General features: G+C 72.8%; 17 protein-coding genes, 1 tRNA gene and 1 pseudogene. 7 read left to right on the top strand and 12 right to left on the bottom strand.

Going from position 1 to position 21,656, the window contains the following annotated elements; translation table 11 throughout:
- From ACFE86_RS12810 to ACFE86_RS12785, 6 genes are all read right to left on the bottom strand, one after another.
- Positions 1 to 315, bottom strand: a 315-nt coding sequence (locus ACFE86_RS12810) for a BMP family ABC transporter substrate-binding protein (protein WP_375455713.1), incomplete at its 3' end; no start/stop codon positions are given.
- Positions 316 to 346: 31 nt separating this feature from the next.
- The gene (locus ACFE86_RS12805; RefSeq protein WP_375455711.1) at positions 347 to 1,273 is read right to left on the bottom strand and encodes an ABC transporter permease; all 927 of its coding nucleotides are present in this window, start codon (positions 1,271 to 1,273) and stop codon (positions 347 to 349) included.
- A 33-nt stretch (positions 1,274 to 1,306) separates the two neighbouring features.
- Entirely contained in the window at positions 1,307 to 2,380 is a 1,074-nt protein-coding gene (locus ACFE86_RS12800; RefSeq protein ID WP_375455710.1) for an ABC transporter permease, read from the bottom strand.
- A 63-nt stretch (positions 2,381 to 2,443) separates the two neighbouring features.
- Positions 2,444 to 4,030, bottom strand: a complete 1,587-nt coding sequence (locus ACFE86_RS12795) for an ABC transporter ATP-binding protein (protein ID WP_375455709.1) — start codon at positions 4,028 to 4,030, stop codon at positions 2,444 to 2,446.
- 1 nt (position 4,031) lies between these two features.
- A complete protein-coding gene (locus tag ACFE86_RS12790) occupies positions 4,032 to 5,393 on the bottom strand; it encodes an 8-oxoguanine deaminase (protein ID WP_375455708.1) in 1,362 nt (453 codons plus the stop codon).
- Positions 5,394 to 5,500: 107 nt separating this feature from the next.
- Positions 5,501 to 6,499: a hypothetical protein gene (locus ACFE86_RS12785; protein ID WP_375455712.1), complete on the bottom strand. Its 999-nt coding sequence runs from the start codon at positions 6,497 to 6,499 to the stop codon at positions 5,501 to 5,503.
- 448 nt (positions 6,500 to 6,947) lie between these two features.
- On the opposite strand from ACFE86_RS12785, the gene ACFE86_RS12780 reads away from it, so the two are divergent.
- From ACFE86_RS12780 to ACFE86_RS12770, 3 genes are all read left to right on the top strand, one after another.
- Positions 6,948 to 7,622, top strand: a complete 675-nt coding sequence (locus ACFE86_RS12780; RefSeq protein ID WP_375455707.1) for a cysteine hydrolase family protein — start codon at positions 6,948 to 6,950, stop codon at positions 7,620 to 7,622.
- Positions 7,623 to 7,793: 171 nt separating this feature from the next.
- Positions 7,794 to 8,036: a hypothetical protein gene (locus ACFE86_RS12775; RefSeq protein ID WP_375455706.1), complete on the top strand. Its 243-nt coding sequence runs from the start codon at positions 7,794 to 7,796 to the stop codon at positions 8,034 to 8,036.
- A 211-nt stretch (positions 8,037 to 8,247) separates the two neighbouring features.
- On the top strand, positions 8,248 to 9,153 hold the full coding sequence (locus tag ACFE86_RS12770; RefSeq protein ID WP_375455705.1) for a LysR family transcriptional regulator: 906 nt from the start codon (positions 8,248 to 8,250) through the stop codon (positions 9,151 to 9,153).
- Between the two features lie 54 nt (positions 9,154 to 9,207).
- Here ACFE86_RS12770 and ACFE86_RS12765 read toward each other — a convergent pair whose 3' ends face one another.
- From ACFE86_RS12765 to ACFE86_RS12750, 4 genes are all read right to left on the bottom strand, one after another.
- The gene (locus tag ACFE86_RS12765) at positions 9,208 to 11,028 is read right to left on the bottom strand and encodes an adenine deaminase C-terminal domain-containing protein (protein ID WP_375455704.1); all 1,821 of its coding nucleotides are present in this window, start codon (positions 11,026 to 11,028) and stop codon (positions 9,208 to 9,210) included.
- 119 nt (positions 11,029 to 11,147) lie between these two features.
- The gene (locus ACFE86_RS12760; protein ID WP_375455703.1) at positions 11,148 to 13,895 is read right to left on the bottom strand and encodes a molybdopterin-dependent oxidoreductase; all 2,748 of its coding nucleotides are present in this window, start codon (positions 13,893 to 13,895) and stop codon (positions 11,148 to 11,150) included.
- A complete protein-coding gene (locus ACFE86_RS12755) occupies positions 13,892 to 14,719 on the bottom strand; it encodes an FAD binding domain-containing protein (RefSeq protein ID WP_375455702.1) in 828 nt (275 codons plus the stop codon). The genes ACFE86_RS12760 and ACFE86_RS12755 overlap by 4 nt, the downstream gene beginning before the upstream one ends.
- A gap of 402 nt (positions 14,720 to 15,121) precedes the next feature.
- Positions 15,122 to 15,195: transfer RNA gene (locus tag ACFE86_RS12750), tRNA-Gly, on the bottom strand.
- Between the two features lie 208 nt (positions 15,196 to 15,403).
- Between ACFE86_RS12750 and ACFE86_RS12745 the strand changes: the two genes are divergently transcribed.
- The 3 genes from ACFE86_RS12745 (at position 15,404) to mutS (ending at position 19,225) form a co-directional block, all read left to right on the top strand.
- Positions 15,404 to 16,069, top strand: a complete 666-nt coding sequence (locus ACFE86_RS12745) for a Maf-like protein (RefSeq protein WP_375455701.1) — start codon at positions 15,404 to 15,406, stop codon at positions 16,067 to 16,069.
- Positions 16,066 to 16,275, top strand: a complete 210-nt coding sequence (locus ACFE86_RS12740) for a DNA gyrase inhibitor YacG (RefSeq protein WP_375455700.1) — start codon at positions 16,066 to 16,068, stop codon at positions 16,273 to 16,275. The genes ACFE86_RS12745 and ACFE86_RS12740 overlap by 4 nt, the downstream gene beginning before the upstream one ends.
- Before the next feature lie 211 nt (positions 16,276 to 16,486).
- On the top strand, positions 16,487 to 19,225 hold the full coding sequence (gene mutS, locus ACFE86_RS12735) for a DNA mismatch repair protein MutS (RefSeq protein ID WP_375455699.1): 2,739 nt from the start codon (positions 16,487 to 16,489) through the stop codon (positions 19,223 to 19,225).
- Positions 19,226 to 19,233: 8 nt separating this feature from the next.
- On the opposite strand, the gene ACFE86_RS12730 is transcribed toward mutS, so the two are convergent.
- Positions 19,234 to 19,695 (bottom strand): response regulator, encoded by a 462-nt coding sequence (locus tag ACFE86_RS12730; RefSeq protein WP_375455698.1) that lies wholly within the window; start codon positions 19,693 to 19,695, stop codon positions 19,234 to 19,236.
- A gap of 37 nt (positions 19,696 to 19,732) precedes the next feature.
- Entirely contained in the window at positions 19,733 to 20,821 is a 1,089-nt protein-coding gene (locus ACFE86_RS12725; protein ID WP_375455697.1) for a PAS domain-containing protein, read from the bottom strand.
- A gap of 300 nt (positions 20,822 to 21,121) precedes the next feature.
- Between ACFE86_RS12725 and ACFE86_RS12720 the strand changes: the two are divergent.
- A pseudogene (locus ACFE86_RS12720) lies at positions 21,122 to 21,656 on the top strand (MFS transporter); the annotation flags it as partial.

Genomic DNA, 21,656 nt, shown 5'->3' with positions numbered 1-21,656 from the left:
GAACTTCTTGGCGACCTTCAGGGTCGGCTCCATGAAGCCGAAGGAGGTCGTGAAGACCAGGCCCATCCCGGACCGGGCGAGCTTCTCGATGGAGCGCTCGCTGTCGGCCTCGGGCACGCTCTCCAGGAAGGTGGTCTCGACCCTGTCGCCCAGCGCCTCGGCCAGCGCCTTGCGGCTGAGGTCGTGCTGGTAGGAGTAGCCGAAATCGGCCACCGGGCCGACGTAGACGAAGCCCACCTTCAGCCTGTCCGCGGCGTGGGCCGGGCCGAGCGCGGTGAGGAAGGCGCCGAGGACGGCGCTGCCGAACTTGTTCATGGTCATCTGGGTCCTCTCGTTGCCCGACCGTTCAGCGGTGCGGGATGAAGTCGCGGCCGAGCGCCGCGGGCGCGAGCGAGCCGCCCTGTCGCCGGCCGAGCGAGAGCAGGACCAGGGCCAGGATCGTCGCGACATAGGGAAGCGCCGAGAGCGCCTGGCCCGGCAGGCCGAGGCCGGCCGCCTGCGCGTGGAGCTGGAGCACGGTCGCGCCGCCGAACAGCAGCGCCCCCGCCGCGACGCGAAGCGGCCGCCAGGAGGCGAAGACGACGAGGGCCAGCGCGATCCAGCCGCGCCCGGCCGTCATCCCGGGCGACCAGAACGGCGTGTAGGCGAGCGAGAGGTAGGCGCCGCCGAGGCCGGCGCAGGCGCCCCCGAACAGCACGGCGAGGAAGCGGACCTTGCGCACGGGCAGCCCGAGCGCGTGGGTCGCGGTGTGGTCGTCGCCGATCGCGCGCACGGTCAGGCCGAGCCGCGTGCGCCAGAGGAACCACGTCACGCCGGCGACGAGGAGCGGCGCCGCGTAGACGAAGGCGTCCTGCCCGAACAGCAGCCGCCCGACGCCCGGCAGGTCGGACAGGACGGGCAGATGCAGGTGCGGGGCGGGGTCGCGCTTCATCCCGACATAGGGCGTGCCCACGAGGCCCGAGACGCCGAGGCCGAGGATGGTGAGCGCGAGGCCGGAGGCGACCTGGTTGGCCGCCAGCCCGACCGTCAGCACGCCGAACACGGCCGACAGCAGCAGGCCGGCCGCGGCCCCGCCGAGCGCGCCGAGCGAGGTCGAGCCGGTCCGCATCGCGACCGCGAAGCCGGCGGCGGCGCCCAGCACCATCATGCCCTCGACGCCGAGGTTCAGCACGCCGGCGCGCTCCGCCACCAACTCGCCGACCGCCGCCAGGATCAGGGGCGTGGCCGCCGCCAGCACCGTGACGAGGACCATCTGCACGACGTCGAGGGTCATGGCAGGGGACTCATAACCTCGGGGCTCCCCATGTCATGCGCCCCCCGGGACGAGCCGGACGCGGTAGCGGGAGAGCACGTCGGCGCCCAGCACGAGACCGAGCAACAGGCCCTGGAAGGCGCGGGTGAGGTCGAAGGGCAGCTTCAGATCGATCTGGGCGGCCTCCCCGCCGATCACGGTGAGCGCGATCACGAGGGCGGCGACCAGGATGCCCGGCGGCGACAGCCGGCCGAGGAAGGCGACGATGATCGCCGTGAAGCCGTAGCCCGGCGCGATGGTCGGCTGGAGCTGCCCGAGCCGGCCGGCGACCTCGGTCACGCCCGCGAGCCCGGCCGCGCCGCCCGAGACGGCGAAGGCCGCCAGCGTCAGGCGCACGCCGCTGAAGCCGGCGAACCGCGCCGCGCGGGGGCTCGCCCCGACCACCCGGATCTCGAAGCCGAACAGCGTGCGGGCGAGCACCAGCGCCGCGACGACGACCGCCGCGAGGCTGATCAGCACGCCGGCGTGCAGCGTGTCGCCCTCCATGAGGTAGGGGAACCGGGCGGCCTGATCGAAGGAGACGCTCTGCGGGAAGTTGTAACCCGCCGGATCGCGCAAGGGGCCGCGCGCCATGTAGTCGAGCAGCAGCTCGGCGACGTAGACGAGCATCAGGCTCGTCAGGATCTCGGAGACGCCGAGCTTGACCTTCAGCAGGGCCGGGATCATCGCGTAGGCGAGGCCGGCCAGCGTGCCCGCCAGCAGCATCGCGGGCAAGATCCAGAGGGTGAAGCCCTCCGCCCCGTGCGTCGCCACGCCGAGCCAGCCGCCGGCCAGGCCGCCGACGGTGAACTGGCCTTCCGCCCCGATGTTCCACTGGTCGGCCCGGTAGCAGAAGGCGAGGCCGGTCGCGATGAGGGCGAGGGGGGCGGCCTTCAGGGCGACCTCCTGGAGCGACCACACCTCGCTCAGCGGCGTGACGAAGTAGGTGAGGAAGGCGGCCGCGGGCGAGACGCCGAGCAGGCTCACGCCGACCCCGCCGATCGCGATCGCCGCCACGAAGGCGATCACCGGCGAGAGGGCGGCGAGCCAGGGCGAGCGGTGCGCCCTGGGGCTCAGGTCGAGGCGCATGGGGCGGGCCGCTGGGGGCTGGCGGGCCGGCGCGGTGCCGGCCGGCGATGGTCCGGTGCGCCGTCAGTGGGCATGGGCGGCGATCGCGACCGGGCGGGCGGGGGGCCGGGCCGCCCCGGGTTCGTCGGAGCCGCCCATCAGCAGGCCGATCGCCTCGCGGCTCGTCGTCCCCGTCGGCACGGCGGGCGAGAGCGTGCCCGTGTGGAGGACGGCGATGCGGCCCGCGATCTCGAAGAGTTCGTCGAGGTCCTGGCTGATCACGAGCACGGCCGCGCCGTCGGCGGCGAGGTCGATTAGCGCCTGCCGGATGTGGGCGGCCGCGGCCGCGTCGACCCCCCAGGTCGGCTGGTTGACGACGAGGATCCCGGGCGCGGCGAGGATCTCGCGGCCGACGACGAACTTCTGCAGGTTGCCCCCCGACAGGGTGCCCGCGGCCGGGTCGGGGCCGGCCTTGCGCACGTCGAAGGCCGCGATCACCCGGGCGGCGAGCGCGCGCGCGATCGCCCGGCGCAGAAGGCCGAGGCGGGTGAGGGGCGCGGTCGCGTGCCGCGACAGGACGGTGTTCTCCGACAGGCTCATGCTCGGGACGGCGGCGTGGCCGTTGCGCTCCTCGGGCACGTAGGCGGCGCCCAGGCGCCGGCGCGCGTTGATGCCGGCCGTGCCCACGGGCTTCCCGTCGAGGCGCACCGCGCCGGCCTCCGCGGGAGCCTCGCCGGAGAGCGCCGCGACGAGTTCGGCCTGGCCGTTGCCGGCGATCCCCGCGATCCCGACGACCTCCCCGGCGGCGACGCCGAGCGCCACGCCGCGCAGGGCGGTGGCGTGCAGCCCGGGGGCCGGCAGGGACAGCCCGTCGAGCGTGAGGCGCTCGAGCCCGGCGGCGCGGGCGGGGGCGGGCCTCACCGCGCCGACCTGCTCGCCGACCATCAGCGCCGCCAGCGAGCGGGCGCTCTCCCGCGCGGGGTCGCAGGCCCCGACGACCCGGCCGCCCCGCAGGATCGTGGCGCGCGTGCACAGGCGGCGCACCTCGTCGAGGCGGTGCGAGATGTAGAGGAGCGCGCGCCCCTCGTCGCGCAGCCGCTCCAGCACGACGAACAGCGCGTCCGCCTCGCCGGGCGTGAGCACGGAGGTCGGCTCGTCGAGGATCACGAGGCTCGGATCCTGGAGCAGGCAGCGCACGATCTCGATGCGCTGGCGCTCGCCGGCCGAGAGCGACCAGACCGGCCGCGCCGGATCGAGGTGCAGGCCGTAGGTCGCGCCGAGCGCGGCGATGCGCGCGGCGAGCGCCCTGCCGCCGAGGCCCCTCGGCATCACCAGGGCGATGTTCTCGGCGACCGTCAGGTTGTCGCACAGGGAGAAGTGCTGGAACACCATGCCGATGCCGATGCGCCGCGCGGCCTCGGGGTTCTTCAGCCGCACGATGTTGCCGCCGTGCGTGACGACGCCCTCGGTCGGCTCCAGCAGGCCGTAGAGGATCTTCATCAGGGTCGACTTGCCGGCGCCGTTCTCGCCGAGCAGCGCGTGGATCTCGCCGGCGCGGATCTCGAGGTCGACGTGGTCGTTGGCCGTGAAGTCGCCGAAGCGCTTGACGATGCCGTAGGCGCCGTAAAGCGGCACCGGGCCGGCCCTGGGGCGTGGGGCTGGCGCGTCCATCTCAGGCCGTCCCGAACAGGTGCCGGGCCGCCGCCGTGTGCGCCTCGCGCAGGGCGCCGGCATCGATGCCGACAGCCTGCCCGTCGATCACCCGCCACGCGCCCGCCACCATCACCCGGTCGGCGCGGTGGGCGCCGCACAGCACCAGCGCGGCGAGCGGGTCGTGGGCCCCGGAGAAGCGCAGCTCGTCGAGGGTGAACAGGGCCAGATCCGCCTCGCGGCCCTCCTCGATCCGGCCGATGTCTGAGCGGCCGAGGCAGGCGGCCGAGCCTTCGGTGGCCCAGCGCAGGGCGTCGAGATGGCTCACGCGCTCCGCGCCGTAGGTCAGGCGGTTAATCATCAGGGCGTGGCGCACGCCCTCCATCAGGTTGGAGCTGTCGTTCGAGGCCGAGCCGTCGACGCCGAGGCCCACGGGGGAGCCCGCCGCCTCCAGCTCGCAGGTGCGGCACTGGCCCGACGCCAGCGTCATGTTCGAGGTCGGGCAGTGGCAGACGCCCACGCCGGCGCGCCCGAGGCGGGCGATTTCGGCGTCGTTGAAGTGGATGCCGTGGGCGAGCCACGTGCGCGGGCCCATCCAGCCGACCTCTTCGAGGTAGTCCACCGGGCGCTGCCCGAACATCGCCAGGCAGTAGGCGTCCTCGTCGAGCGTCTCGCCGAGATGGGTGTGCAGGCGGCAATCGTGGCGCTCGGCCAAAGCCGCGCTCTCGCGCATCAGGCGCTTGGTCACGTTGAACGGCGAGCACGGGGCGAGCCCGATCTGCACCATCGCGCCGGGCGCGCGGTCGTGGAACAGGTTCAGCACCCGCTCGCTGTCTTCGAGGATGGTGTCGTCGTCCTGGACCAGGCTCTCGGGCGGCAGGCCGCCGTCGCGCTCCGACAGGCTCATCGAGCCGCGGGTGACGAAGGCGCGGATGCCCGAGGCGCGCGCCTCCTCGACCTGGATGTCGACGGACCGCTCCAAGCCCTTCGGGAACAGGTAATGGTGGTCGCCCGCCGTGGTGCAGCCCGAGAGCAGGAGCTCGGTGTAGGCAAGCCGCGTGGCCAGCCGGAACGCGTCAGCGGTGATCCGCGGCCAGACCGTGTAGAGCGCCTTCAGCCAGGGAAACAGCGGCTTGTCGATCGCCAGCGGGTGCGCCCGCGTCAGGGTCTGGAACACGTGGTGGTGGGTGTTGATCAGCCCCGGGATCACCACGTGGCGCCCGGCCTCGAAGGTCTCGTCCACCGGGTCCGCGGGCCGGGCGCCCGCGGACACGCACTCGACGATGCGGCTCCCCTGGACCACGACCCCCCCGGCCGCGTCGGCGGCCAGGATCGCCAGCGGATCGCGAATCCACAGGCGGGGCTTCGGGTCGGATTCCGTCATCCCGCTTCCTCTCGCTGCGCGAGCCGGCATCCACCGCGCTGGAAAATGCTTTAGAGCCGTGCCCGACCACGTCCGGTCGGGCACGGCTCTAAGATTCCGTCAGGAGCTCAGAAGATGTGGAAGGCGACGCCCGCCAGGAAGCTCTTCTCCTCGGTGCCCTTGAAGGTCAGCCGCTCGACGTTGCCGAACTTGTTGAGCCAGTACTGGAACCCGATGAAGACGTCGACCTTGTTCGGCTGGTCGTAGACCAGCTTGCCGACGTCGAGCACGAGGTTGGTGCGCGACAGGAACTCGAGACCGGTGCCGGGATAAAAGGCATAGTTGAACGGGTCGCGGATGCCTTTGCCCTTCGGCGTGACGATGTTGTTGAAGCCGGCCAGGCTCAGCGGCAGCCCGGTGAATGTCAGCGGGAAGTTGTAGACCACCTCGATCTCGGCGGTGGTGTCGAAGCTGACGTCGCGGTCGGGCTGGAAGTTGAAGCCGTTGCGGTTCCACTCCTTGTAGGCGTGGACGGCGACGTTGAGGAAGCCCGCCGGCACGTCGAAGGCGAAGTTCAGGCCGCCTACCACGTCGCGCTTCTTCGACCCGAACGCATCGTTCTTCGAGTTGGCATCGAAGCCGTAGGCGAGCGACACATCCTTGATGATGCCGGGGATGACGAAGGCCTTGGTGCCCGTCAGCGCGTTCAGGCTGAGCGTGCCGCGATACAGTCCGTAGGCTTCCGTGGCACCGTAACCGTATTGCGCGAAGCCGCCCGGCACGTTGGTCGTGCCGGCCGGGTCCTGGGAACCGGACTTCAGGATGTCGAGGGTGAAGAAGTTGGTGCCGTAGGCCCAGGCGTCGGCGTGCGAGATGTTGTAGATCGACTTCGGGATGTCGCGGCCGACGAAGCTCCCGTTAGGCCTCTGAATCTGTATGCCCGGCTCGGCGGCGGGGAACTGGTAGCGATAGCTGAACTGGGTGTCCGAGAACAGGAAGATCGGCATCTCCTTCAGCGGCGCCGCCTCCGGCGCCTTCGCCTTCCTGACGGTCTCCAGGTCGGCCGCCGTGGCAGCCCCCGCCAACGCGAGCGACAATGCCGCTGCGAACAATCCTTTTACCATCATCGTCGTCCCCTCTTCGGTACCCACACGATACGGTTTTTGGCAGCAACCGATATACCAATGAGAGAGATCTGGCAGATGGTGTCCGCGTCCGTCACAAATTTGCAACGATTCCGGTTGTGTTGACTACAACCGTGCGGTGTTTGAGGGATCGGGAAGCACCGAAGACCTTCGATGACGGCGCTCAACGTCGGCGTTGGGCGATGTCCGCCTCGCGAGGCGGTGCAAGACCTGCCGCACCAGCGATCATTCTGCATATTCATTAGGCGTCATGCCGCAATAGTTCCACCGCACGCGGATGACGGGTGAGTCGGGCTTGAGGGACCGGGACCGGCCGTCGCGGCGGCCTCGCGCTGTCGCGGGGGCGTCGTCCCGAACTTGCATGGACGGACCTCGCAGGCGGACACGGCGCATCGGCAGCGTCGATCGCCGATCCAACGGGACCAAGGCCATGCCCATCCTCCTCGACGCCGAACCGGCGCCGCTGCCCTTCGATCCCCGCACGACGGCGCTGGTGATCATCGACATGCAGCGCGATTTCCTGGAACCGGGAGGCTTCGGCGAGAGCCTCGGCAACGATGTCGGCCTGCTGGCCGCCGCCGTCGGCCCCTGCCGGGCCCTGCTCGCCGCGGCCCGGAGCGCCGGCCTCCTGGTCGTACACACGCGCGAGGGCCACGCGCCTGACCTGTCCGATGCGCCCCCGGCGAAGCTGGAGCGCGGCGCGCCGACCGCGCGGATCGGTGCGCCCGGTCCGATGGGCCGAATCCTGATCCGCGGCGAGCCGGGACACGACATCGTGCCGGCCCTCGCGCCCTTGCCCGGCGAGCCGGTGATCGACAAGCCGGGCAAGGGCGCGTTCTACGCGACCGACCTCGCCCGCGTGCTGGAAGCGCGCGCCATCGCCACGCTGCTGGTCTGCGGCGTGACGACGGAGGTCTGCGTCCACACCACCGTGCGCGAGGCCAACGACCGGGGCTACCGCTGCGTCGTCGTCTCCGACGCCTGCGGCTCGTACATCCCGGAGTTCCACGCCGCCGGCCTCGCGATGATCAAGGCGCAGGGCGGCATCTTCGGTTGGGTGTCCGATTCCGCCGCGGTGGTCGCCGCCCTGAACGCCGGGGGCTGACGCAGCAGCGCCGGCCGGGCTGCGGGTACGACCCCGGCTATCCGCCCAGTGTTCGAAATTCTTGAACGCTTCAATCGAGAGAATTCGGGTTTTCCGAACGCGGGGCTGGGTCCATCTCTCCTTCATCGCAGGACGGCAACCGGCCGTTCCGCCAGACCGATGGAGCCCACCATGACCCGACTCATCTCAGCCTCCGCCCTCGTCCTCTCCCTCCTGACTGGGTCCGCCGCCCTGGCGCAGAGCTACACGGCGCCGGCCGGCATCCCCGCCGCGGCCGCGCCGGGCTCCGCCGTGGTCGAGCGCGGCGTCGCGGACCGGAGCCGGAACGCCGGCGCCCCCGGCAGGGACGACGGCCTGACCACCGGTTCGGTCACCCGGCACAACGTCCGCCAGGGTGCCGCCACCCGTCGCTAGAGTGCTTCCCGACGGCAGGATCTGCCACATCCAACGGCAAGATCTGCCGCTCTCGGCGGCAAAGTCTGCCGCATCCGATCGGTCGAAGCCGGCTCCGCTCCCGCGGGGCCGGCTTCGCGGATTCGGGGGTCGGCTCTTCGTTCGCTTGCCGAAGGCCCCGGCATGCGAGAAATCCGGCGATGCCGGCGCGCAAACGTTCGAGGGAAGCGGCATGCAGGGGCCTGGGACGCCGACCTTCGATCAGTTGAACGTCTTCCTGACCGTGGTCGAAGTCGGGAGTTTCGCGGCGGCGGGGCGGCGCCTCAACCGTGCGACCTCTGCGATCAGCTACGCGGTGGCCAACCTGGAACTGCAGCTCGGGGTTTGCCTGTTCGACCGGGCCTCGACCCGCAAGCCGCAACTGACCGAGGCCGGCCGGGCCGTGCTCGCGGAGGCGCGCACCGTCGCGCACGGCCTCGATGGCTTGCGCGCCAAGGTCGCCGGCCTGCTCGGCGGCCTCGAATCCGAGGTGAGCATCGCGGTCGATGTGATGCTGCCGACCGCCCGCCTCGTCGACGCCCTCAAGGCGTTCCAGGAGAGCTTTCCGACCGTCGACCTGCGGCTCCACGTCGAGGCGCTCGGCGCCATCACGCAGATGGTGGTCGATCGCCGGGCCGTCATCGGGGTCAGCGGACCGCTCGCGACTGGCATCGACGGCATCGAGCGCGTCGCGGTCGGCTCGGTCGAGCTGACCCCGGTGGCCGCCCCGACGCATCCGCTTGCCCGCGCCGCGCGCAACGGACCGGGCGCCGCGCGCGACCACATCCAGCTCGTGCTCTCGGACCGCTCGTCGCTGACGCAGGGCCGCGACTTCGCGGTGCTGGCGACCCACACGTGGCGGCTGGCCGACCTCGGCGCCAAGCACGCCCTGCTGCTCGCCGGGATCGGCTGGGGCAGCATGCCCGCGCCGATGGTCGCGGCCGACCTCGCCGCGGGCCGCCTCGTCCTGCTGGACATCCCCGAGACGGTGCAGCGGCGCCTCGACTTCAGCGCGATCTACCGCACCGACACCCCGCCGGGACCGGCCGCGCGCTGGCTGATCCGGCGCCTCGCCGAGCAGGCGGGGCTCGCTCATTGAGGCACGGGCATCCGGCCCCGAATCTCCCGACGACGTCCAGGAAACGGATGTGGTTCACGCCGCCTCGAACAGCGGCACCTGCCGCATCTCCGGCACCAGCACGAGGCCCTTGTCGGTGATGCGGATCTGCGGGATCACCGAGAGCGGGATCAGATTGAAGCCCATGTAGGGGATCGTGCAGCCGGCCCTTGCCCAGGCCTGCTTCAGCACGCACACCGCCTCGGCCACCGCGCCGACGCGCTTGTCCGAGATCAGCCCCGCCACCGGCAGGGGCACGAAGGCGACGACGCGCCCGTCCTCGACGACGCAGACGCCGCCCTGCGCCTGCGCGATCGCGTCGAGCGCCACGCGCATGTCGGCCTCGTTCAGGCCGGCGACGATGATGTTGTGCGAATCGTGGCCGACGCTGCTCGCCACCGCCCCCCGCCTCAGGCCGAACGCGCTGAGCAGGCCGTGGGCGACGCCCGCCGCGGGCGGCCTGGTCAGGCCGTGGCGCTCGATCACCGCGACGTGGCAGAGACCGTGCCGTGAGAGCGTCTCGGCCCAGTCCGCACCCGGCACGAGGGCGACGCGCTCGTGGATCAGCTCGATGCCCGGCAGCGTGGTGCGGATGGCGTTGACCGTGCAACGGTCCGCGGGCAGCGGCGGCACCAGGGCAGGGAGCGGATCGGGCAGGTGCACCGTGACGTAGGCCGGGGCCGGGTAGCGGTAGGGGTGCTCCAGGGCGGCCTCCAGGCGCGGCGTGGGCCTGCGGTCCTCCACCACGAGTTCGCCGCCATACCACGTGCAGCGCGGCACGAGGTCGTCGTCGAGCAGCACGAGGTCGGCCCGGCGCCCGCCGCCCAGGCCGCCGATCTCGCCGTCGAGCCCGTAGCGGGTCGCCGGGTGGAGCGAGCCCATCGCCCAGGCCGCGGGCTTCGGGATGCCCACGCGGACGGCCTCGCGCACGACCCAGTCGAGGCCGTAGGCGAGCAGGTCCTCCGCGTCGCGGTCGTCGGTGCAGCAGCAGACCCGCTTCCAGGCGGCGCCGTACTCGGTGACCGCGCCGATCGCCTTCGGCAGCGAGTGCCACGGGGTGGTGGGCGGGCCGCCGCGCAGGAAGATCCAGATGCCGGCCTCCAGGAGGTCGTCGGCGATGTCGGCGTCGATCGCCTCGTGGGTGTCGGTGACGCCGCTGGCCGCATAGGCGCTGACGAAGTCGCGGCCGTAGATGTGGCCCGAGACGGGGCGCCCGCGCGCGAGCGCCGCGGCGATGATCGCGTGCGCCCGCGCATCACCCTCCGCGACCGCGACGAAATCCATCTTCTCGCCGAGCCCGATCGCCTCCGGCCACGCGTCGAACAGGCCGGCGATCTTGGCAGCCGTCAGGTCGCCACCCGCGGTCTCGATCGCCGGCGTGGTGGCGGGCACGGTGCTCGGCACGGTGAGGTAGATGTTGAGCGGGGCCGCGCGCGCGTCCTCCAGCATCCACGCGACCCCGTCGACGTCGAGCACGTTGCCGATCTCGTGGCTGTCGCACATGATCGTGGTGGTGCCGTTGACAAGCGCGGCCTCGGCGTAGGCGCAAGCCGTGACCATGCTGCTCTCGATGTGCAGGTGCGGATCGACCAACCCCGGCGCGATCAGGCCGCCGGCCGCGTCGTAGCGCGCCGCCCCGCCCCGGTGGCTGCCGGCGGGCTTCACAGCGGCGATGCGCCCGCCCGCGATCCAGACCTCGCGATCACTCAGGATGCGCTCGGAATAGGTCGAGAGCACCCGCGCCCCAGTGACGACGCGGTCGGGCTCGGCGCGTCCCGCGGCCACGTCGGCGAGCCGGCGCGTCATCGTGGCGAGCGGTGCGACGGAGAAGCGGTTCAGCGGTGCGGGAGGAGCCATGGCGACTTTCGAGGATCTGGGGATGCCAGACGGGTCGCGCACGCATCGTGCCACGATCCGGCCTTCGGGGACGGATGCGTCGAGCGCGCCGCCGGCTTCCGCCACGCGTCCGGCCGGCGTCAGGACGCCGGCGCGGCGTCTGCCTCCGCCGCCAGCAACGGGCGAAAGATCCGGTCAGGGGCGAACGGCGTCGCGGTCAGCCGCGCGCCGGTGGCGTCATGGATGGCGTTGGCGAGCGCCGCGGCGACCGGGTTGAACGGGCTCTCGCTCATCGACTTGGCGCCGAGCGGGCCGATGCGGTCATAGGTGTCGGCAAACAGCACCTCCGTGGCGGGCAGGTCGGCCGCGGCCGGGATGTGGTAGCTGCGAAACACATCGGTGAGGACGCGGCCGTCCTCCAGGCGCAGGTCCTCGTAGAGGGCCGCGCCCAGCGCCTGCGCCACCCCGCCCTCGACCTGCCCGCGGCACTGCATCGGGTTCATCACCCGGCCGGCATCGACGGCCTGGACGCTGCGCAGGACGCGCAGTTCGCCGGTCTCCGGGCGCACGGCGACGCGAAACGCCTGGACGTTGAAGGCGACCGAGCGCGGGCTGCCGTCCGCCCGGCCGACGGCCTCCAGCGGACCGGCGGCGGCGAGGTCGGAGAGCGCGATCGCACCGCCCGGCCACGCCACGCCCTCGGGGCCGAGGCCGCAGGCCTCGGGCGGGCAGCCGGCCCGCGCGGCCGCCGCCCCGCGGATCGCGGCGGCGAGCGCCTCGGCCGCCCGCAGGGTGGCTTGGCCCCCGACCACGATCCCCGTGCTGCCGTAGGCGCCGGTGTCGTGGCCGACCGCGTCGGTGTCGGCCTGGACCAGGGCGATCCGGTCGGGGGTGGTGGCGAGTGCCTCCGCCGCGATCTGGGCGTGCACGGTGGAGGTGCCGTTGCCGAACTCCGCCGTGCCGACGAAGAGCGCGTAGCGCCCGTCCGGCCCGAGCCGGATGCGGGCCTCCGCGAAGTGGCCGCGGGGCGGGATGGTGTCGATCATCGCGAGCGCCATGCCCTGCCCGACGCGCCAGCCGGGGGGCGCGTCGTCGCCGCCGGGGCCGGCCATCGCGCGCTCGGCGAGGTCGAGGCACTGGTCGAGGCCGTAGCTTCCGTACGCGACGTCGTGCGGCTCCAGGCTCGTCGAGACCATCGCGTCGCCCGGCCGCACCACGTTGCGGCGGCGGATCTCGTAAGCGTCGAGCCCGAGCCTTGCGGCGAGCTCGTCCATGGCGGATTCGACCGCGAAGACCGTCTGGCTCAGGCCGTAGCCGCGGAAGGCGCCTGCGGGCAGCGTGTGGGTGTGGACGGAGTAGCCGTCGACCCGCTTGTTCGGGCAGCGGTAGACCCCGATCACCTCGTTGCAGCCGTGGTGGAGCACGCCGCCGGCATGGTTGCCGTAGGCGCCGGTGTCGGCGACGACGTGGAGCGCGATGGCCGTCAGCGTGCCGTCGGCCCGCGCGCCGAGCCGGACCCGGACGCGCATCGGGTGGCGGGTGGTGGCGGCGGTGAACTGCTCCCGCCGGGTCATCGCCCACCGCACCGGGCGGCCAGTGCGGAGCACCGCCAGCGCCACGAGGTCCTCGGTGAGCATCTCCTGCTTGCCGCCGAAGCCGCCGCCGACGCGGCCGCAGAGCACGCGCACCCTGTCGCGCTCCAGGCCGAACAGCGTGCACAGCGCATCGCGGGTCAGGAACGGCACCTGCGTCGAGGCGCGGATCGTCAGGCGGCCGTCCGGATCGAGCCAGCCGACCGCGCCGTGCGGCTCCAGGTGCGCGTGCTGCACCCGCTGCGAGACGTATTCTCGATCGACCGTCGCGGCCGCCTCGGCGAAGCCCGCATCGACGTCGCCGATGGCGCCGTGGGCTTCGGCCGCGAGGTTCGGGTGCCCGGGGCGCGGCGGGGCGTCGGCACCGGCGGGCGTCGCCGGGCCGTGGACCAGGGGGGCGTCGGGGCGCAGGGCCTCGTCCGGGTCGAGCACCGCCGGCAGCGCCTCGTACGTCACGCGCAGCGCGCCGCATCCGGCCTCGGCCGCCGCCTCGGTCTCGGCCACCACGGCCGCGACCCGCTGGCCGACGAAGCGCACCACGTCGTCGAGGAGGCGTGTGTCGAGGGCGTCGTCGAACGGGTTCTGGTGGCGCCCGGTCGAGAAGCGCCGCGCCGGGGCATCCTCGTGCGTCAGCACCGCGACGATTCCGGGGATCGCCAGCGCCGCCGCACGGTCGATGTCCAGGATGCGCGCGTGCGGATGGGGCGAGCGCAGCACCTTGAGGTGCAACAGGCCCGGCACGGCGAGGTCGAGGGTATAGGCGGCCCGCCCCGTCACCACGGCGGGCCCGGCCGGCGCGGGCAGGCAGGTGCCGACGGGATCGCGGGCATCGCGGGGTCCGGCCTCGGCCCGGCCCTCGATCGCGTCGCGGATCGCCCGGTAGCCGGTGCAGCGGCAGAGGTTGCCCTTCAGCGCGTCGCCGAGATCCCGGCGCTGGCCCTGGTCGAGGGCGGCGGCGGTCATCACCATGCCCGGCGTGCAGAAGCCGCACTGAAACCCCTGCGCCGCCAGGAAGCCGTCCTGCACCCGGTGGAGCGCGTCCGGCAGCCCGTCGCCGGGGGCGCAGGGGCCGGCCAGGCCCTCGATCGTGGTGACGGCCCGCCCCGCGGCACGGAAGGCCGGGGTTATGCAGCTATGCACCGCCTCGCCGTCGAGGTGGACGGTGCAGGCGCCGCAATCGCCGGCATCGCAGCCCATCTTGACGCCGAACCAGCCGAGATCCCGCAAGAGCGTGCGCAGGCACTGGCCAGGCGCCGCCGCCGCGTCCTGCGCCTGCCCGTTGACGGTGAGCCTCATGCGGTCGGACTCCCGAACAGCTCGGCCCGGATCTCCTCGGCCAGCAGCAGCGTGACGTGGCGGCGCCAATCGGGCGTACCGTGGACGTCGTTGTACCAGAGGTCGTCCGGGATCGTCCGCGCGATGGTGCCGCGCAGTTCGTCCGCCGCGGGGCAGGCGGTAAAGGCGAGCCGCACCGGGCGGCGGGTCGAGGCCGTGACCGTCAGCACGAGGGCGCCCTGCCGGTCGCGCATCCCGATCACGAGCGCGCCCGAGCGCCCGTTGGGGCTGAGCGAGAGGCGCCGGAAGCCGCCGCGCCGCATCAGCGCGGCGGCCGGCAGGTCGATGCTGCGCAGGATCTCGCCGGGCCTCAGCGTCGTCTCCTGCGGGCCGCGGACGAGGTCGCGGGCCGGCAGCCGCCGCTCGCCGCCGTCCGGGCCCCAGATCAGGCAGTCGCCGTCGAGGGCAACGCAGAGCGCAATCATCGGGCCGGCCGGCAGCGCGAGGCAGAGGTTGCCCCCGACGGTGGCCGCGTTGCGGACCTTGAACGAGCCGAGCAGGGCCCGGCAGCACTGCGCGACGATCGGCGCGGCGGTCCAGGCGGCGGGCAGGTCGAGCCGTTCGAGGGCGGCCACCGTGCAGGTCGCGGAGAGCGACAGGCCGGCTTCCGTGATCGCGTGCGGCGCCCAGCCGAGGCCGGCGAGATCGATGAGCCGGCACAGGTCCGGTTGCGGCTCCGAGAACAGCCACGTCCCGCCCGCGAGCACCGCGTCGCCCCGCCGCCAGCCCGGCACCTCGGCCCTGGCGCAGGGCCGGACGAGGGTATCGATCGTGTTGAGGTCCATCGCGGCGCCGTGTAGCAAAAAACCGTCCAGTCCCGCCACCGCCCTCGGCGTAGGATCGGACGGGTTCGCCCCGTCCCCGGACCGGACGCGGGAATCCGTGTGCGGGTCCCACGGCGCGTCACGCCTCCACGCCGTTCCCTGCGCGTGCGGCGAGGGCCTTCGCCGGTCGGCATCGGGGGGGCGGTCGGATCGCGACCGTGGAATGGGGACGGTCCTTCCCGGGCGCCGACCGAAGGGCCTGACCACTCCGCTGGCGGCCGACACCGCTTGTCGGTCGTCGTGGACCGTGAGGTGCTCCTCCACGGCGGGAGACATGGCCGGAGGGGGCGTCGTGCGCGCCCGTCGTGATATCAGGCTGACCCGGGATACCACACGCCTGAGCTTGAGTGTTCGACGGGATTATGGAGCGGGCGGCGGGAATCGAACCCGCATATTCAGCTTGGGAAGCTGACGTTCTACCACTGAACTACGCCCGCGCCGGACCGCGTCCCGGCGGCACGGGCAAACCATAGCAGAGCCGGTGACGTTGTCCACGGGCTCCTGGTCCACGGGCTCCCGGCCGCGCGACCGGCGCACCGCCGGGACCTGCGTTCCCATCGCGGCGGCGTTCGACTATCAACCACGGCGCTTGAGGCATCCGCCGGCAGGCGCGGGCGGATGCCGCCGAGGACCAGCTTGAGCTTCATGGACGCCCCTTCCCCCCTCGCGGCCCGGGCCGCGCCCGCGGAGACGGCAGCCGCGCGGCTGGTCCTGGCCTCGGCGTCGCCGCGCCGGCTCGCCCTGTTGCAGCAGATCGGCATCGAGCCGGATGCCCTGTTGCCCGCCGATGTCGACGAGACGCCGCTGAAATCCGAATCGCCGCGCGAACTTGCACGCCGCCTCGCCCGGGCCAAGCTCGCCGCCGCGCAGGGCGCCCTCCACCTCCACGAGCACGGGGCGGCGACCTGGGTGCTGGCGGCCGACACCGTCGTGGCGGTGGGCCGTCGCGTCCTTCCGAAGGCGGAGGTCCCCGACGAGGCGGCCGATTGCCTGCGCCTGCTCTCGGGCCGCCAGCACCGGGTGTTCACGGCCGTGTGCCTGCTCTCGCCGAAAGGCGCCCGGCGCGAGCGCATCGTCGAGAGCCGGGTTCGGTTCAAGCGCCTGTCGCCGCGGGAGATGAGCGGCTACCTCGCCTCGGGCGAATGGCGCGGCAAAGCCGGAGCCTACGCGATCCAGGGCCTGGCCGGAGCGTTCGTCGTCAAGCTCGTCGGCTCCTACTCGGCGGTGGTCGGGCTGCCGCTCTACGAGACGATGAACCTCCTCGACGGCGGAGGCTTCCCGGTCCGCGCCGGCTGGGGCGCGATGGCATGACCGAGGCAGCTCCCATCCGGCGACCCCCGACGCTCGCGCCCTGCCCGATCTGCGGCCGCCCCGGCGATCCGAAGCTGAAGCCGTTCTGCTCCGAGCGGTGCTCGGACATCGACCTCGGCCGCTGGCTCAGCGACCGCTACGTGATCCCGACCACGGACGACGACGACGGCGAGCCGGAACCGCCGCGAAACCCGGAGCGCGGATAGCGCCCCGACCCCGAAGCCGGGGAATACGCCGCCGTCCGCTCCATGATGTCCATGCGGCCCGACGCGGCGAACGCCTCCATCGGGAACGGGATCGGCGATTGTGCGCGCAAGGATTGCCGGATCGCGCGCATCCCCTCATCCCCGTCGGGGAGCAGGGGTCCGTTGCGCCGACGGCGACCCTTTCAGGAACCTGGCCTCTAGGGAGCCGTCCATGGCCCGCAGCACCGTCCGCACCGTCGCCGAGGATGTCGGACCCGGGATCGCGGCCGGTGCGATGAAGGCGTCCGACGCGGCTGGGCCGACGCCGATGATCGCGCAGTACATCGAGATCAAGGCCGCCAATCCGGACTGCCTGCTGTTCTATCGGATGGGCGACTTCTACGAGCTGTTCTTCGCCGACGCGGAGACCGCGTCGCGGGCGCTCGGCATCGTCCTGACCAAGCGGGGCAAGCACGCGGGCGCCGACATCCCGATGTGCGGCGTGCCGGTGGAGCGGGCCGACGACTATCTCAGCCGCCTGATCGGGCTCGGCCACCGGGTCGCGGTGTGCGAGCAGACCGAGGACCCGGCCGAGGCCAAGCGCCGGGGGCCGAAATCGGTGGTGCGCCGCGCCGTCGTGCGGCTGGTCACGCCCGGCACCATCACCGAGGATCGGCTGCTCGATCCGGGCCGCGCCAACCTGCTGCTCGCCATCGGCCGCCGGAAGGTCTCGGACGCGGCGTTCGCGTACGGGCTCGCCGCGATCGACATCTCCACCGGCCGGTTCGGCCTGAGCGAGGTGCCCGGCGCCGACCTTGCCGGAGCGATCGCCCGCCACGATCCGCGCGAGATCGTGCTGTCCGAAGCGATCGTCTCGGACCCGGGGCTCGCCCGCCTCTGGAGCGAGACCCGGGCGGCGGTGGTGCCGCTGGCACAGGGCGAACTGGAGCCGGCCGCGGCCGAGCGGCGCATCCGCGAGCAGTACGGCGTCGCGACGCTGGACGGCTTCGGAGCCTTCACCCGCGCCGAGATTGCGGCGGCCGGCGCCGCCCTGCTCTACGTCGCGCGGACGCAGCGCGCCGCCCGCGTGCCGCTCGGCGTGCCGAGCCGCGAGGAGACCGGCACGCGGCTCGCGATCGACGCGGCGACGCGGGCCAACCTCGAACTGACGCGCACGCTCTCGGGCGAACGCGGCGGCAGCCTGCTCGATGCCATCGACCGCACCGTCTCGGCCAACGGCGCGCGGCTGCTGGCCGAGCACCTCGCCGGGCCGCTCACCGACCTGTCGGCGATCGCGCGGCGCCACGCGGCGGTGGCGCGGCTTACCGAGGACCCTGCCTTGCGCGGCGTCCTGCGCGCGGCGCTCGCCCGCGCGCCCGACCTCGCCCGCGCGCTCGCGCGCACCGGCCTCGGCCGGGCCGGGCCCCGCGACCTCGCCGCGATCCGCGACGGGCTCGACGTGGCGCGCGCGCTCGGTGCGCACCTGTCGCAGCAGGGCGACCTTCCGGAGGAGCTGGGCGGGCTTTCCGCGACGCTTGCCCGCGCCGACGCCGACCTCGTGGACGCCCTCCGCGCGGGCCTTGCCGACGACCTGCCGCTGAACCGCCGCGACGGCGGCTTCGTCCGCGCCGGCTACCATCCGGAGATCGACGAGGCCCGGCTGCTCGGCCAGGATTCGCGCAAGGTCGTGGCCGCCCTGCAGGCCCGCTACGCCGAGGAGTCCGGCTGCCGGACGCTCAGGATCAAGCACAACGGCCTGCTCGGCTACTTCATCGAGGTGCCGCAATCGGTGGGCGAGGCCTGCCTCAAGGGGCTGATGCGCGACTTCGTGCATCGCCAGACCATGGTCGACGCCATGCGCTTCACCAGCGTCGAGCTCGGTACGCTGGAACAGAGGATCTCCGGCGCGGCCGACCGGGCGCTGGCGCTGGAGGCGGCGGTGTTCGAGGATCTGGCCGGCCGCATCGTCGGGCGGGCGGAGACCATCGGCGCCGTCGCCGAGGCGCTCGCCGCGCTGGACGTGGCCGCGAGCCACGCCGAGCTCGCGGCCGAGCTCGACTGGCGCCGGCCGGAGGTCGACGATTCCTTGAGCTTCGTCGTCGAGGGCGGGCGCCATCCGGTGGTCGAGGCGGCGTTGCGGACGTCCGGCGCGGCGTTCATCGCCAACGATTGCGATCTCTCGGGCGAGGGCCGCGGCCGCATCCGGCTGATCACCGGCCCGAACATGGGCGGCAAGTCGACCTACCTGCGCCAGAACGCGCTGATCGCCGTGCTGGCGCAGACCGGGTGCTTCGTGCCGGCGATGCGTGCCCGGATCGGCCGGGTCGACCGCCTGTTCTCCCGCGTCGGGGCCGCCGACGACCTCGCGCGCGGGCAATCGACCTTCATGGTCGAGATGGTCGAGACCGCGGCCATCCTCAACCAGGCGACCCGCCGCTCGCTGGTGATCCTCGACGAGATCGGCCGCGGCACCGCGACCTATGACGGGCTGTCGATCGCCTGGGCTTGCCTGGAGCACCTGCACGAGGCCAACGCCTGCCGCGCGCTGTTCGCCACGCATTTCCACGAGCTGACGGCGCTCGGGCAACGCCTGTCCCGCCTCGACAACGCGACGCTGAAGGTGGCCGAGCACCGCGACGGCGTCGTGTTCCTGCACGAGGTGGTGCCGGGGGCGGCCGAGCGCAGCTACGGGCTGCAGGTGGCGCGGATCGCCGGCCTGCCCGCGAGCGTCGTCGCGCGGGCCGGTGCGATCCTGAAGGGCCTCGAGAAGGCCGAGCGCGAGCGCCCCGGCCGCCCGCGGATCGACGACCTGCCGCTGTTTGCCAGCCTCGCGCCGCCGCCCCCGCCGGAGCCCGCAGCCGACGACGCCCTCGGGCTGATGCTCGACGCGATCGACCCGGACGCGCTGACCCCGCGCGAGGCGATGGAGGCCCTGTACCGGCTCAAGCGCGAGCGCACGGCGCGCGGATGAGCGGACGCTCAGCGCGGTGCGCGGAGGAACCCGTCCGGGCAGGGCGGGGCGGGGTCCCGGCCGGCGCGAAGACCGGCGATGTAGTCGAGGGTGCTCACCACCACCCGCTCGGAATAGGGTTTCGCGATCACGCCGAAGGCGCCGGCGAAGTCGTCCGGGATGCGCTTGGCGTTCGCGGTCATGAACACCACGGTGGTGCGCGGATCGGCGCTGAGCGCCCGCGCGACCGCGACGCCGGTCGGCCCGTCGACGAGGTGGATGTCGACCAGCGCGATGTCCGGGACGGTCGATCGCCCGAGCGCGATGGCTTCGGTGGCGTTGCCGGCGACGCCGACCGTGACGTAGCCGAGTTCGTCGAGCAGGCATTCCAGTTCGAGGGCGATCAGCGCCTCGTCCTCGACGACGAGGATGCGGAGTGCGGGCGGGCGTCGGGGCGCATCGACCGTCTCGCCGGACCGCGACGCGCTCACGCCCTCATCCCCTGGTCGCGTCGGGCTCCCGTCCCGCTCATGCGTCCTCGCCGAGGGGAACGCGGATCTCGACTCGCGTGCCGGGCGCGCGATCGTGCCACGTGATGGTGCCGCGTAACTGGCGCACCACCATCTCGACGAGGTTGCGGCCGAAGCCCGCCGGGTTGACCGGACCTGAGTCCAGGCCGACGCCGTCGTCCTCGATGCTGAGATGCATCGCCGCCCCGTCGCGGCGCGCCGTGATGCCGATTCGCCCGGCCCGGTTGTCCGGGAAGGCGTGCCGCACCGCGTTGGTCGCGAGTTCGTGGATCATCAGGGCCAGCGGCGCGGCCATCGCCGCCGAGACCGCAATCGAATCGATCTTCGCCTCCACCCGGGTCCGCTCCGGATCGAGGCCGGCGTTGAGGTCGGAGAGGAAATCGTCGGCGAAGTCGGACAGGTTGAACTTGGTGACGTCGCCGGCCGAGTAGAGCATCCGGTGCGCCGTCGAGAGCGCGCCGATGCGCTCGGCCATGCTGGAGAGTGCCTCGCGCGCCTCGCCCTCGGGCGTGCGCCGGGCCTTCAGCAGCATCAGGGACGAGATCACCTGGAGGTTGTTCTTGACCCGGTGATCGACCTCGTGGAGCAGCGCCGTCTTCTGCTCCAGGGCCGCCTGGAGGTCGGCGGTGCGCTCGCCCACCTGCCGCTCCAGTTCGGCGTTGGTGCCGCGCATCGTCTGTTCGAGGCTGCGCTTGTCGGTCATGTCGGCCTGGGCCGAGAAGAAGTACGCGACCTGGCCCCCCGCGTCGCGCACCGGGTTGATCGTCATCCGGTTCCAGAAGGCCGTTCCATCCTTACGGTAGTTCAGAAGCTCGCACGTGGCCGGCTCGCCGGCGTCGAGCGCGGCGCGCAGGCGCGCGACCTCCGTCTGGTCGGTGCCGGCTCCCTGGAGCATCCGGCAGTTCCGGCCGATCAGTTCGTGCCGGCCGTAGCCCGTCAGATCGACGAAGGCGTCATTGACCCAGACCATCGTGGTGCCGGCGCTGCGCACATCTGTCATCAGCATCGGGGCCGGGCTGGCGGCGAACGCGAGCGCGAAGGTCGCCGGGGCGAGCGCGATCTCCGCTCGGGCACTGGTCTCCGTCATCCTGCAACCGATCGGAACGCGCGGAGGCTCGACACACGAAACGCGGCCGTACAGCCTGACAAGGGGGAGGCGGCGCAGATGGAAAGGCCGCGCTCGCCGACACCGAACAGGCGGACGGGAACAAGGTTCCCGGGCCTCGACCGTTGTCCCCGATCAAACATGAGGTGCCGCGTTAACGAAGCGCCGACCATCCTCCTCCGGAGGCGCGATCACGTGCGGAGCCCTCCCGCGACGCGACGGCAGCGCAAGGCTGCCACGATTTCGCGGGATCAAGGCGCCCAGGCTGAGGAGTTCCATGCGATGGCGGCCGAGACCCGACCGGACAAGCCGACCCGACGCCTGCGGGCGCGCGACCTCGTGGAGGACCCGCGCATCGTGCTGATGCTGGCGCTCGGCTTCTCGTCGGGCCTGCCGCTGCTGCTGGTGCTCGGCACCTTCACCCTGCGGCTCGCCTTCTCCGACATCAACGTCAAGGCGATCGGGCTGTTCAGCTACGTCGCGCTGCCCTACTCGCTGAAGTTCCTCTGGGCGCCGATGATCGACCGGATCGACGTGCCGGTGCTGGCCCGCCGGCTGGGCCGCCGCCGCGCCTGGATGGTGACGACGCAGGCGGCGGTCGCCCTCTGCCTCGTGCTGATGGCGTTCTCCGATCCCGGCACCAGCCTCGCGCTGCTCGGGCTCGGCGCGTTCCTCGTGGCGTTCTGCGCCGCGACGCAGGACGTGGTGATCGACGGCTGGCGCATCGACGCCGCCGGCAGCGACTTCCAGGGCATCCTCGCGGCGACCTCGAACCTCGGCTACCGCCTCGGCCTGATCACGGCCGGCGCCGGCGCGC

It is taken from the genome of uncultured Methylobacterium sp., from assembly GCF_964244095.1.
GTDB lineage: Bacteria > Pseudomonadota > Alphaproteobacteria > Rhizobiales > Beijerinckiaceae > Methylobacterium.
The sequence above is the reverse complement of the archived record's forward strand: the minus strand, read 5'-3'. Positions and strand labels throughout refer to the sequence as shown.